Annotated in this window: 9 protein-coding genes; 5 read left to right on the top strand and 4 right to left on the bottom strand. The window is 68.2% G+C overall.

Annotated elements, in window-relative coordinates:
• Positions 1-4: 4 nt before the first annotated feature.
• Positions 5-436: a winged helix-turn-helix transcriptional regulator gene (locus BOQ54_RS12120; protein WP_082831714.1), complete on the bottom strand. Its 432-nt coding sequence runs from the start codon at positions 434-436 to the stop codon at positions 5-7.
• 83 nt (positions 437-519) lie between these two features.
• Between BOQ54_RS12120 and BOQ54_RS12115 the strand changes: the two genes are divergently transcribed.
• Positions 520-1,161 (top strand): glutathione S-transferase family protein, encoded by a 642-nt coding sequence (locus BOQ54_RS12115; RefSeq protein ID WP_071923979.1) that lies wholly within the window; start codon positions 520-522, stop codon positions 1,159-1,161.
• 77 nt (positions 1,162-1,238) lie between these two features.
• On the opposite strand, the gene BOQ54_RS12110 is transcribed toward BOQ54_RS12115, so the two are convergent.
• Positions 1,239-2,723, bottom strand: a complete 1,485-nt coding sequence (locus BOQ54_RS12110) for a hypothetical protein (protein WP_145979764.1) — start codon at positions 2,721-2,723, stop codon at positions 1,239-1,241.
• Positions 2,724-3,087: 364 nt separating this feature from the next.
• Here BOQ54_RS12110 and cckA point away from each other — a divergent pair, with 364 nt between their 5' ends.
• The 3 genes from cckA to alaS all read left to right on the top strand — a co-directional run bounded on the left by cckA (position 3,088) and on the right by alaS (position 9,811).
• Positions 3,088-5,583, top strand: a complete 2,496-nt coding sequence (gene cckA / locus BOQ54_RS12105; protein WP_071923977.1) for a cell cycle histidine kinase CckA — start codon at positions 3,088-3,090, stop codon at positions 5,581-5,583.
• 134 nt (positions 5,584-5,717) lie between these two features.
• The gene (gene recA / locus BOQ54_RS12100; protein ID WP_055457350.1) at positions 5,718-6,803 is read left to right on the top strand and encodes a recombinase RecA; all 1,086 of its coding nucleotides are present in this window, start codon (positions 5,718-5,720) and stop codon (positions 6,801-6,803) included.
• A gap of 347 nt (positions 6,804-7,150) precedes the next feature.
• Positions 7,151-9,811, top strand: coding sequence for an alanine--tRNA ligase (gene alaS / locus BOQ54_RS12095; RefSeq protein ID WP_071923976.1), 2,661 nt, complete (start codon positions 7,151-7,153; stop codon positions 9,809-9,811).
• Between the two features lie 7 nt (positions 9,812-9,818).
• Here alaS and BOQ54_RS12090 read toward each other — a convergent pair whose 3' ends face one another.
• Both BOQ54_RS12090 and BOQ54_RS12085 read right to left on the bottom strand, forming a co-directional pair.
• Positions 9,819-10,292 (bottom strand): GFA family protein, encoded by a 474-nt coding sequence (locus tag BOQ54_RS12090; protein ID WP_063189306.1) that lies wholly within the window; start codon positions 10,290-10,292, stop codon positions 9,819-9,821.
• A gap of 342 nt (positions 10,293-10,634) precedes the next feature.
• Positions 10,635-11,849, bottom strand: a complete 1,215-nt coding sequence (locus tag BOQ54_RS12085; protein ID WP_055457348.1) for an NADP-dependent isocitrate dehydrogenase — start codon at positions 11,847-11,849, stop codon at positions 10,635-10,637.
• Positions 11,850-12,048: 199 nt separating this feature from the next.
• On the opposite strand from BOQ54_RS12085, the gene BOQ54_RS12080 reads away from it, so the two are divergent.
• Complete coding sequence (locus BOQ54_RS12080) at positions 12,049-12,837, top strand: RNA methyltransferase (protein WP_055457347.1); 789 nt, start codon at positions 12,049-12,051, stop codon at positions 12,835-12,837.
• Positions 12,838-13,008: the final 171 nt, after the last annotated feature.

The raw sequence follows: 13,008 nt of genomic DNA, 5'->3' as shown, positions 1-13,008 counted from the left end.
GCTGTCAGGGGTCCGCGCCGTCCGCCTTTCTGCGCTCCATGAAGCGTGCCTGGTTGTCGGCGACAACATTGCCGTAGGTCGCCGCCCAGCGGGCGAGCGCGTCGAGCACGGGATCGAGCGACCAGCCGAGTTGCGTCAGCGTGTACTCCACCTTGGGCGGCACGACCGGATAGACCTTGCGCAGGACAAGGCCGGCGGCCTCCATCTCGCGCAGCTGTTTCGTCAATTCCTTCTGCGTGATGCCTGGAATGGCGCGAGCGAGCTGCGTGAAGCGCAGCGGCTCGCCCTTCGCCCGCACCAGTTCCACGAACACCGGCACCGCCCATTTGTTGGCGATGACATCGAGCGTGCTGCGGATGCGACGATGGCAGGTGCAGGGGCCGAGATCTTCGCGCAGGAAGGCGGCACTGGCGCCGCGATGGCCGATAGTATCCATCTGGTATGTATAGCACGAAAAGCTGCCTTCTTGCATATCGAAATCAGCAGGGCCATACCGGCTTCCCCAACTGGAGGAACCCGATGATCACCCTTCACTATGCGCCCGGCGCCTGTTCCATCGCGGCCCATATCGTCCTCGAGGAAATCGGCCAGCCGTTCGAGGCGCGACCGGTCTCGCTGCGCAAGGGCCAGCAATACGAGCCCGCCTACCTCGCCATCAATCCGCGCGGCAAGGTGCCGGCCCTGAGCACCGCCGAGGGCATCGTGACGGAGAATGTCGCGATCCTCACCTACCTCGCCGATCTTGCCCCGGAGAAGGGGCTCCTGTCGCGCGACGGCTTTGCCCGCGCGCAGGCGCTGTCGTGGCTCGGCTTCCTGACGAGCGAGCTGCACGGCAGCTACGGGCCGCTCTTCGCGCCCCAGCGCTTCATCGACGGGGAAGAGGTGCAGGCCGCCCTCAAGGAGAAGGCACGCACCCGCCTTGCCGGCAACCTCGCGGATGTCGACGGCCGGCTCGCGGGCCGCGACTGGGCGCTCGGCGACTTCTCGGTTGTGGACGCCTATCTCTATCCCTTCTTCCACTGGGCGAAGACCTACATGGGCTTCGACATGACGCCCTACGCGAACTACTCCGGCCATCATGCCCGCATGCAGGCGCGGCCGTCCGTCCAGCGCGTCCTCGCCCGAGAACAGGCGGGCCAGGCGCTGCTCGACGCCGCCTGACGGCGGCAGGACCGGCAGGAAAGAAACGGCCCGGGTTTCCGTCCGGGCCGTTTCGCATTTCGCCTTATAAGCGCCGTCTACTTGTCCTTCGCCGGCTCGCCGCGGCCGAGCAGACGGGCGAACTCCGCCTCGATACTCTCCACCGAGAACGGATCGGGCCTGTCGCTGTCCGGCTTTGGCGCAGGCCGCTCCGCCGGCGTCACCGCGAGCGGCGCGGCGCTCTTCGCCGGCGCCTGTGGCAGAGGCTCGCCGGGATTCGTCACGGGAGGAGCCGCCCCGTCCGGCCGCGCCTCGGGGGGCTTGGGAGGCTCCTGGCGGGGCGGCTCGGGCGGTGGCGAGACCGGACGGGCCGGGCCGGGCGCAGACATGACGGGCACCTGCGATGAGGTCTGCGGCGTGCCCGGCGCCTTGGCAGCGGCCGGTGGCGGTGCGCTGCCGGCGGGCCTGTCCTCACGACGCATCGACCAGGCGTTGGCCGGTCGGGCGGAAGCCGCTATGCCGCCGCTGGCCGGTCCGCCGGTCGATGTCGGGGCCGGGGCGACGCGCGGTGCAGCCGGCGGCGCTGCAGCCGGTGCTGCCGGGCGCGGACCGAAGGTGTTCGCGGGCGGAACGGCTGGGGTCTCCGGCCGGGCCGGTGGCACCGCTTTCGTCAGTTCCCGTGCCAGCTCTTCGGCGAGTTGGGCGGAAAGGTCGGGAGCGGGCGCCTGCTGGGAGGTCGCGGGGGCCTGCGGCCGGGGCGGCCCGGCGGCTTCCCGCACGGCCGGACGCGGCGCTGCCGGGGGCGGCGTTGGTGTTGCAGGCTGGGCCGTGGCGGTGCTCGATGGCCGGGCAGCCGAGAAGGGACGTTTCAGAGCCTCCTCGAGTTGACGGGCCATCGAGGATAGAGCCTTGTCCTCGGCGGGCTTGGCCGGTGCAGGAGGAGCCTCCCCGACCGGTTCTGCAGGGGGCTCGCTGCGCGCGGTGGCGGGCGCGCCGGCGCTGGCTGCAGTCGTCGGTGCCGGGGCCATCGGGGGCGGAACGGGTCTGGCGGACTGCGCGGCAGGCGCCGGCGGGAAAGGCGGGGGTACCGGCATCACGGGAGCCGTCGGTGCGGCCGGCGCAGGTCCCGGGGTCTGAACAGGCGAAACGTGGGCCGGCTGGCGGGGCTCGTCGCGTTCATCGTCGTCGAAACTGTCGCGCGGCTCGACCGCGGCCGGGCGCAGGGACGGCTGCGGCTCCAGGCCGGGAATGACGGGCGCGACCGTCGCCTCGAAGCCTGGCAGCGGCGCACCCGCGCGCGCCGCGCCGCGGATGATGCTGCCCTCGATCAGCACGTCCGTCGGCCCGCCGATCATCACGAGGTGCTCGACATTGTCGCGCCGGACGAGAACGAGCTGGCGCTGGCGGTCGAGATCGAAGACGTCGACGATGCCGAGCCGCGGCTGGCGGGCACGCGGAGAGGAGGAGCCAGCGACGCGACTGCGCCCGGCGGTGGCCCGCCGAACGGCGAGCGCCACCAGCGCCACCACGCCGAAGATGATCGCGAAAGCGATGAGATATTGGCCTGCGTTCGAGATTTCCATGCCGAACAACATGCGCGTGGCATGTTTCCCAAGTCATTCCACCACCGGACCCCTCCGGCAGTATCCCACATGGCGCGCAGCGTAAAGCGCTTTGCCGCAAAGGTTAATGCCGGAACAGCGCCAATGGCCTCAGAAATACGCCATTTCAACGGCATTTACGGTTCGTTTACCATAAGGGCGGCAATTTTTTCCGCCCCGCGGGGAGCGGACAGGAGCTGGCCATGGCGCGCCGCTCGCCTCGGTGTGCCAGAAGGCAGATGCCTGCGGCGTGGATCATCCATGTCTTGCGGCAATTGGGTCTCGGGACAGGCGCGAGAATCTGTCATTAGTCATGCATCAATCGCCTGAGGAGAGGCCGAAAGGCATGAGCGAGACGACCGCCGCGACCACGCTCGACCGCTCGGAACGGTCCGGCCATGCCGGGCTGCTGCTGCTGCTCGCCGGGCTCCTCGTCGCCGCCGTGCTGTCGTTGAGCCTCCTGTCGGACGAGAAGGCACAGATCTTCATCGTCGCCTTCCTGGCGATCCTCGCGGTCGCCGGCATCTTCTGCCTCTTCGGCCTTGCCGTCGGTGTTCTGCAGTTCGCCGGCCGTGTCGCGCGCAACGATCTTACCAAGCTGATGGCCGACACCGCGACCGAGGGCCTCATCGTCGTCGAGGGCGACGGGCGCGTGATCTATGCCAACGGCGCCTTCCTCACCCTGAGCGGCTGCCGCACGGCGGCGGAGGTGCGCACGGTCGAGCGGCTGTTCACCGGCGCGCCGGAGGTGTCGGAGGCGATCTACCGCCTGTCGCAGGCGGTGCGCGAGGGGCGGGCGGCCGGCGAGGAGATCCGCCTCGCGCCGTCGCTGAACGGGGCGGAGGCCGCCTGGTACCGTGTGCGCGTGCGCCCGCTCGCCCGCCCCGGCGGGCGCAAGGCCGCGCTCTGGACCATCGCCGACGTGACGCGCGAGCGTGAGCGCCAGGAAAACGTCTTCCAGGAGCTGCAGCATGCCATCGACTATCTCGACCACGCGCCGGCCGGGTTCCTGTCCATCGATCCGGCGGGCGAGATCGTCTACATGAACGCGACGCTCGCCGGCTGGCTCGACCACGACCTCGCGCAGGTTGGCTCCGGCGGCCTCAGCGTGGCCGACGTCGTGCCGCCGAACGCGGCGGCCCTGATCGGCGCCGTCACCGGCGGCCCCGGCGAGGTGCGCACGGAGATCATCGACGTCGACCTGCGCCGGCGTGGCGGCCAGTCGCTGCCCGTGCGGCTCTTCCACCGCGTCGCCTTTGGGGCCGACGGGCGGCCCGGCGCCTCGCGCACGCTCGTGCTCAACCGCTCGCCGGGCGAGGACGTGGCCGAGGGCCAGCGCGCCGCCGAAGTGCGCTTCGCCCGTTTCTTCAACGACACGCCCGTGGCGATCGCCGCCGTTGGCCGGCGCGGCGAGATCTTGCGCAGCAATGCCGCCTTTGCCCGCCTGTTCGGCGCGCCCGGCGAGCGCACCATCACCGGCGTCGTGGCTGAGCGGGATGAGGATGCGCTGGGCAATGCCCTCGCCGCGGCGGGGGAGGGGCGCGGCGACATCGTGCCGCTCGACGTTGCCATCCGGGGCGCCGAGGACCGCTCGGCCCGCATCTACGTCAGCGGCGTGGCGGATGCGGAGGGCGACGGCGAGGCCGCCATCGTCTACGCGCTCGAGACGACGGAGCAGCGGGCGCTCGAGGCGCAGTTCGCCCAGGCCCAGAAGATGCAGGCGGTGGGCCAGCTCGCCGGCGGCGTCGCGCACGACTTCAACAACGTGCTGCAGGCCATCATTGGCTATTCGGACCTGCTGCTCGCCAACCACCGGCCGACGGACCCGTCCTTCCAGGACATCATGCAGATCAAGCAGAATGCCAACCGGGCGGCGAGCCTGGTGCGGCAGCTGCTCGCCTTCTCGCGGCGGCAGACCCTGCGTCCGCAGGTCATCCAGCTTTCCGACAGCCTGTCCGATCTGTCGCTGCTGCTGAAGCGCCTCATCGGTGAGCGCATCGAGCTCGAACTGCGCCACGGGCGCGACATGTGGCTGACCAAGGCCGACGTCAACCAGTTCGAACAGGTGATCGTCAACCTCGCCGTCAACGCGCGCGATGCCATGCCGGACGGCGGCAAGCTGTCGATCCGCACGCAGAACGTGCCGGCGCAGGAGGTGGCGGCGTACGGCTACAAGGCGGTGCCCGAGGCCGACTATGTCCTGGTCGAGGTGTCCGATACGGGCACCGGCATCCCGCCGCATGTGCTCGACAAGATCTTCGAGCCCTTCTTCACGACCAAGGATGTCGGCAAGGGGACCGGCCTTGGCCTCTCCACCGTCTATGGAATCGTCAAGCAGACCGGCGGTTTCATCTTCTGCGACAGCACGGTTGGCGCAGGCACCACCTTCCGCATCTTCCTGCCGCGGCATGTGCCCGCGGAGCAGGAGGCGGCGCCCAAGGCTGGGGCAGCGAAGACGCTCGCGGCCGATCTCACGGGCCGCGGCACGATCCTGCTCGTCGAGGACGAGGAGGCGGTGCGCGCCTTCGGCGCCCGCGCGCTCACGTCGCGCGGCTACACCGTGCTCGAGGCAAGCTCCGGCACGGAGGCGATGGCCATCGTCGACGGGCTCGACCAGCCGGTCGACCTCGTGGTGTCGGACGTGGTGATGCCCGAGATGGACGGGCCGACCCTGCTGCGTGCGCTGCGCGAGCGCTTTCCGAGCCTCAAGATCATCTTCGTGTCGGGCTATGCGGAGGACGCCTTCAAGAAGAACCTGCCCGAGGGCGAGCAGTTCACCTTCCTGCCGAAACCCTTCAGCCTCAAGCAGCTCGTCGAGGCGGTCAAGACGCAGCTGAAATGACGGCGTCGCCGGGCCGGGAGCCCGGCGCGCGCGGTGCGAACAAAAAAAGAACTTGTGAACGGGAACAAAACAGGTACATTGACTGCGGCGCGCATTGAGAATCCTTCGCTTCCCGTGCATAAGGACGAGCATTCATGTCTCAGCCCACATTGCGACTCGTAGAAGGTAGTTCCATGGACAAGGCGAAAGCCCTCGATGCCGCGCTGTCACAGATCGAGCGCGCCTTCGGCAAAGGCTCGATCATGCGTCTCGGGCAGAACGACAAGGCGATCGAGATCGAGACGGTCTCGACCGGCTCGCTCGGGCTCGATATCGCCCTCGGCGTCGGCGGCCTGCCGCGCGGCCGGGTGATCGAGATCTACGGGCCGGAATCGTCGGGCAAGACGACGCTCGCCCTACATACCGTCGCCGAGGCGCAGAAGAAGGGCGGCGTCTGCGGCTTCATCGACGCCGAACATGCGCTCGACCCCGTCTATGCCCGCAAGCTGGGCGTCAAGCTCGACGACCTGCTCATCTCCCAGCCAGACACGGGCGAGCAGGCGCTCGAGATCGCCGACACGCTGGTGCGCTCCGGCGCCATCGACGTGCTGGTGGTCGATTCGGTGGCCGCGCTCACGCCGCGGGCCGAGATCGAGGGCGAGATGGGCGATATGCAGCCCGGCATGCAGGCGCGGCTCATGAGCCAGGCACTGCGCAAGCTCACGGCATCGATCTCGCGCTCGAACTGCATGGTGATCTTCATCAACCAGATCCGCATGAAGATCGGCGTGATGTACGGCAGCCCGGAGACGACGACCGGCGGCAATGCGCTCAAGTTCTATGCCTCGGTGCGCCTCGACATCCGCCGCGTCGGCTCCATCAAGGACCGCGACGAGGTGATCGGCAACACGACGCGCGTGAAGGTGGTGAAGAACAAGGTGGCGCCGCCGTTCAAGCAGGTCGAGTTCGACATCATGTACGGCGAGGGCGTGTCGAAGATGGGTGAGCTCATCGACCTCGGCGTCAAGGCGGGCATCGTGGAGAAGTCCGGTTCCTGGTTCTCCTACGACAGCCAGCGCCTTGGTCAGGGACGCGAAAACGCCAAGCAGTTCCTGCGCGACAATCCCGACGTGTCGGCGCGCATCGAGGCGGCCATCCGGCAGAATGCCGGCCTCCTCGCCGAACGTATCCTCGAGCATGTCGACCCGACGGCCGATGATCTCGACGAGGGCGAGGCCTGAGCCGGAGGCGGCCATCGCAAGGTCGAATGAAGACGGGGCCCGCGCGGCCCCGTTTCCATGTGGTCCTGTCTGGCGGCCTGTCTTCATGGGCAGCCTTGCCATCCTGGGGCCCGCGGAACCGCCCCTGGCCGGGCCGACTTCCTCTGCCGCAACGGATTCATCCTCTCGACAAGAGGTTGGCCCCTCTCTAGAAAACAGCGCTGAGTTCCCATTTTCCGGCTGCGGCTCCTGTTCCCGCATCCGGCTGAACGGGTGAGGGAGGGGCTCGGCCGGACCCCCGCAACCGCGGGAACGGGCGAGCCGGAACCGGCGGCCATGCGCCGCATATCGAACGAAGTGTGGGCTCTATGAGCGGCGTCAACGAGATCAGAACAACGTTTCTCGACTATTTCGCAAAGAATGGCCACGAGATCGTGCCGTCGAGCCCGCTGGTGCCGCGCAACGACCCGACGTTGATGTTCACCAACGCCGGCATGGTGCAGTTCAAGAACGTCTTCACCGGCTCGGAGAAGCGGCCCTATGCGCGCGCCACGACCTCGCAGAAATGCGTGCGCGCCGGCGGCAAGCACAACGACCTCGACAATGTCGGCTATACGGCGCGGCACCACACCTTCTTCGAGATGCTCGGCAATTTCTCGTTCGGCGACTATTTCAAGGATCGCGCGATCGAACTCGCCTGGAACCTCGTGACGAAGGAGTTCGGCCTGCCGGTCGACAAGCTCCTCGTCACGGTCTTCGCCGAGGACGACGAAGCCTTCGGCCTATGGCGCAAGATCGCTGGCCTACCCGAATCCAAGATCATCCGCATTCCGACCTCGGACAATTTCTGGCAGATGGGCGACACGGGTCCATGCGGCCCGTGCTCGGAAATCTTCTACGACCACGGCGACCACATTCCGGGCGGTCCGCCCGGCAGCCCGGACGAAGACGGCGACCGCTTCATCGAGATCTGGAATCTCGTCTTCATGCAGTACGAGCAGCTCGCGCCCGGCGAGCGCATCGCGCTGCCGCGCCCGTCGATCGATACTGGCATGGGGCTGGAGCGCTTCTCTGCCGTGCTGCAAGGCACGCACGACAACTATGCCACGGACCTGATGCGCGCGCTCATCATGGCCGTGGCGAACGCGACCGGCGTCGATCCCGACGGGGCACAGAAGGCGAGTCATCGCGTCATCGCCGACCACCTGCGCGCTTCGGCCTTCCTCGTCGCCGACGGCGTGCTGCCCTCCAACGAAGGGCGCGGCTACGTCCTGCGCCGCATCATGCGGCGCGCCATGCGCCATGCCCAGTTGCTCGGCGCGCGCGAACCGCTGATGTGGCGGCTCGTGCCGGCCCTGGTGCGCGAGATGGGGCAGGCCTATCCCGAGCTCGTGCGGGCCGAGGCGCTCATCACCGAGACGCTGAAGCTCGAGGAGACGCGCTTCCGCAAGACCTTGGCGCGGGGCCTCGCCATCCTCGACGAGGAGACGCGCGGGCTCACGGCCGGCGCGAAGCTGCCCGGCGAGACGGCCTTCACGCTTTACGACACCTACGGCTTCCCGCTCGACCTGACGCAGGACGCGCTGCGGGCGCGCGGCATCGGCGTCGACACGGACGGCTTTTCCAAGGCGATGGAGCGCCAGCGTGAGCTCGCGCGCGCCTCATGGGCCGGCTCCGGCGAAGCGGCCACCGAGGCGGTGTGGTTCGGGCTGCGCGAGAAGGTCGGCGCCACCGAGTTTCTCGGCTACGACACCGAGACGGCGGAGGGCGTGGTCGTTGCCATCGTGCGCAACGGTGCCGAGGTCGCGAATCTCGGGGCGGGCGAAGAAGGTTTCGTCATCCTCAACCAGACCCCGTTCTATGGGGAATCCGGCGGCCAGGTGGGCGACAGCGGCGTCATCCGCGCCCCCGGTACCTCCGTCACCGTGCGCGATACGCAGAAGAAGCTTGGCGATCTCTTCGTCCATGCGGCGAAGGTCGAGGCCGGCACGCTCTCGGTGGGGCAGGCGGTCGAACTCGCCGTCGACCATGGCCGACGCAGCGCTATCCGTGCCAACCATTCCGCGACCCACCTCCTGCACGAGGCCCTGCGCGAGGTACTGGGCGACCATGTGGCGCAGAAGGGTTCGCTTGTCGCGCCGGATCGCCTGAGGTTCGACTTCAGCCACCCGAAGCCCATTGCCGAGGATGAACTGGAGGCGATCGAGGCCATCGCCAACCGCGTCGTGCTGCAGAACGAGCCGGTGGTGACGCATCTGATGGCCGTCGACGAGGCGATCGCCTCGGGCGCGCGGGCACTCTTCGGTGAGAAATACGGTGACGAGGTGCGGGTCGTCTCCATGGGCACGCGGCCGGAGGAGGGTGGCAAGACCTTCTCCATCGAGCTTTGCGGAGGTACCCACGCGGCGCGGACCGGTGACATTGGTCTCGTCATGGTCGTCTCGGAGGGCGCGGTGGCTGCCGGCGTGCGGCGCATCGAGGCGATGACCGGCGAGGCGGCCCGCCGCCACCTCGCGGCGGAGAGCCGGCGCCTGCGCGATCTTGCGGCCATCCTCAAGGTGCCTCCGGCGGAGGCCGCGGCGCGGCTCGAGGCTCTCGTCGAGGAGCGCCGCAAGCTCGAGCGGGACCTTGCCGAGACACGCCGCAAGCTCGCCATGGGCGGCGGCTCGGGCGACGGAGATGCCGCTGCCGTCAAGGAGGTGGCCGGCGTGAAGCTCTTCGCGCGCTCGGTCTCGGGCGTCGCCATGAAGGACCTCAAGGCGCTCGCGGACGAGGGCAAGAAGCGCGTCGGCTCCGGCATCGTCGCGATTGTCAGCGTCGATGACGAAGGCAAGGCCGGCGTCGTCGTCGGCGTGACGGAGGATCTCACGCAGCGCTTCGATTCGGTGGCTCTCGTGCGTGCCGCCTCCGAGCGGCTCGGCGGCAAGGGCGGCGGGGGCCGGCGCGATCTCGCCCAGGCCGGCGGGCCGGACGGCACCAAGGCGGCCGACGCGCTCGCGGCGATCGAGACGATGGTGGCCGGAGCCTGAACGCGCTCTACGGCCAGCGCTCGGTGTCGCGGTCCGGGTGCTGGCGCGAGGCGAAGGCCTCAGGGTCGTTCTGCCAGGAGTTCGTCGGCACTTCTTCCAGCCGCACCAGCTCGGCCGCGAAGGCTGGGCGGTTCTCGGGCACGAGCTGCCGCTCGGGCGGCCAGCGCGTCGGCTCGTCGAAGCTGCCGGCGGTCATCGCATAGCGATGGCCGCCACGGTAGCGGTAGAAGAGGGGCGTGCCACAGGCGGAGCAGAAGCCGCGCTCGGCAGCCTCGGAAGACCGGAAGCGCGACGGCTCGCCGCGCGTCCAGACGAGGTCGTCGTCGTTCACGGCGACGAAGGCGCCGAATAGGCCGCCGGTCGCCTTCTGGCACATGCGGCACCAGCAGATGCTGGGCCCGAATGGTTCGCCATAGACGGCGTAGCGCACGGCGCCGCACTGGCAGCCACCGCTCGCGACATGTCTGCGTTCGTCGGCCATCACTTCCTCCTTCTGTCGTGCAAATGTGCCATCGCTGAGCCGAAGCCGAAAACCGGCCGTGATGATCCCGTCCATCGCGTGATCGATGGCGGTGATCCCGGCTGCAGCGCCGCCATCCCGATCGGGCCATCCTGACACACAGTCTGCCTGTGCGTCAGAAGCGGGCCTACCCGCATGCCGTCTTTCGACCTGGTGCGGGTGTCGCAGCGTGGATGCTCGCGACAAGCGGGGGCATGACGCGGAAAAGACAGGGGTCCGGGCCCCAAGGTTCGGCAGTGGTCCAAAGCAAAACGCCCGGGCGGCGAGCCCGGGCGTCATTGCATGTGAAAAAGGCGGATGCGGTCAGGCGGCCATCGCCTTCTTCAGGTTCTCATCGATCTTGTCGAGGAAGCCGGTGGTCGACAGCCACTTCTGGTCGGCGCCGACGAGGAGGGCGAGGTCCTTCGTCATGAAGCCCGATTCGACCGTGTCGATGCAGACCTTCTCGAGCGTGTCGGCGAAGCGCTTGAGCTCGGCGTTGTCGTCGAGCTTGGCCCGGTGGGCGAGGCCGCGCGTCCAGGCGAAGATGGAGGCGATCGAGTTGGTCGAGGTCTCCTTGCCCTTCTGGTGCTCGCGGTAGTGGCGCGTCACCGTGCCGTGGGCGGCCTCGGCTTCCACGGTCTGGCCGTCCGGCGTCATCAGCACCGAGGTCATGAGCCCGAGCGAGCCGAAGCCCTGGGCCACGGTGTCGGACTGCACGTCGCCGTCGTAGTTCTTGCAGGCCCAGACATAGCCGCCCGACCACTTGAGCGCCGAGGCGACCATGTCGTCGATGAGGCGGTGCTCGTAGTGAATGCCGGCGGCGTCGAACTTGGCCTTGAACTCGTTCTCGTACACCTCCTGGAACAGGTCTTTGAAGCGCCCGTCATAGGCCTTGAGGATCGTGTTCTTGGTGGAGAGGTAGACCGGGAATTTGCGGGCGAGACCGTAGTTCATCGAGGCGCGGGCGAAGTCGCGGATCGATTCGTCCAGGTTGTACATCGCCATGGCGACGCCGGCGCCCGGGAACTTGAAGACCTCCTTCTCGATGACCGAGCCGTCCTCGCCCTCGAACTTGATGGTGAGGCGGCCCTTGCCGGGCACCTTGAAGTCCGTGGCGCGGTACTGGTCGCCGAAGGCGTGGCGGCCGACGATGATCGGCTGCGTCCAGCCCGGCACGAGGCGCGGCACGTTCTTGCAGATGATGGGCTCGCGGAAGATGACGCCGCCGAGGATGTTGCGGATGGTGCCGTTGGGCGACTTCCACATCTCCTTGAGGCCGAATTCCTTCACGCGCGCCTCGTCGGGCGTGATCGTGGCGCATTTGACGCCGACGCCGTACTTCTTGATGGCCTCGGCCGCCTCGATCGTTACCTGGTCGTTGGTCGCGTCGCGATGCTCGACGCCGAGGTCGTAGTATTTCAGGTCGATGTCGAGATAGGGGTGGATCAGCTTGTCCTTGATGTACTGCCAGATGATCCGGGTCATCTCGTCGCCGTCGAGCTCGACGACCGGGTTGGCAACCTTGATCTTGCCCATGTGTCTCACCTCGCACGGGTTGAAGCGTAGTGGGGCCTCGGCGCGCGTCCGTGCGATGCACGCGCCGGCGCCTGCGTGATACATCGCAACGGCTGCAGTTTGAAGGCCGGCTTTCGCATCAGTGGCGCCGCTCCCGTCCCGCGGCCCCTTGCGGCAGGCGCCGCGGCGGCTAAAACCCCGGGTCAAGGAGAACGAGTTCATGTCCGAGAGTGCAGCCGCGCGCGGCCCCGTCATCATCCTGGTCGAGCCGCAGCTGGGCGAGAACATCGGCATGGCCGCGCGGGCGATGGCGAATTTCGGGCTCGCCGAGATGCGCATCGTCAACCCGCGGGACGGCTGGCCGAACGAGAAGGCGGAGGCCGCTTCGGCTGGGGCGCTTCATGTGCTTTCGGCTGCCCGGGTGTTCGGCTCCGTGGAGGAGGCAATCGCCGATCTCAATGTCGTCTTCGCCACCACCGCGCGCGAGCGCGGGCAGCAGAAGCGCGTCTTCGGCGCCGACGGAGCCATGGCCGAAACGGTTGCACATGCCGCCGCCGGCGCCGGTGTCGGCGTGCTCTTCGGCCGCGAGCGCACCGGGCTCGACAATGACGCCGTCGCGCTCGCCGACGCGATCATCACCTTTCCGGTCAACCCGGCCCATGCCTCGCTCAACCTCGCCCAGGCGGTGCTGCTCGTCGGTTACGAGTGGTTCAAGGCGAGCGGCGGGAGCCTGCCCTTCTCCGTAGGCGAGCGGCCGGTGCCGGCGACGCGCGAGGCCGTGCTGTCCTTCTTCGACTATCTAGAGGGTGAGCTTGATGCGGCCGGCTTCTTCATGCCGCCGGAGAAGCGCTCGATCATGGTGCGCAACCTGCGCAACATCTTCCACCGGCTCACGATGACCGATCAGGACGTGCGCACCCTGCGCGGCGCCGTCGTCGCTCTGGTGCAGGGGCGACGCGGTGGGCGAAACCTGCCGCGCAAGGGCCGGGCGGGGGAGGAAGAGAAGTGATCTGACGGATAGTCGGGCAGTGAAGGTCAACGATTCCGCGTTATGGCCGGGCTCGTCACCGCCAATCGGCTCGCCTGACTTGCAACACGTCAAGGAAACGCAGCGCGCATGCGCGTTGCCGCAGCCATCCAGGCCTTCTCCTTCCCTTTCCCAAAGGCGTGGATGCCCGCG

This window comes from Chelatococcus daeguensis, assembly GCF_001887265.1.
Lineage (GTDB): Bacteria > Pseudomonadota > Alphaproteobacteria > Rhizobiales > Beijerinckiaceae > Chelatococcus_A > Chelatococcus_A sambhunathii.
Note: the sequence above shows the minus strand (reverse complement) of the source record. Positions and strands in the feature narration are given on the sequence as shown.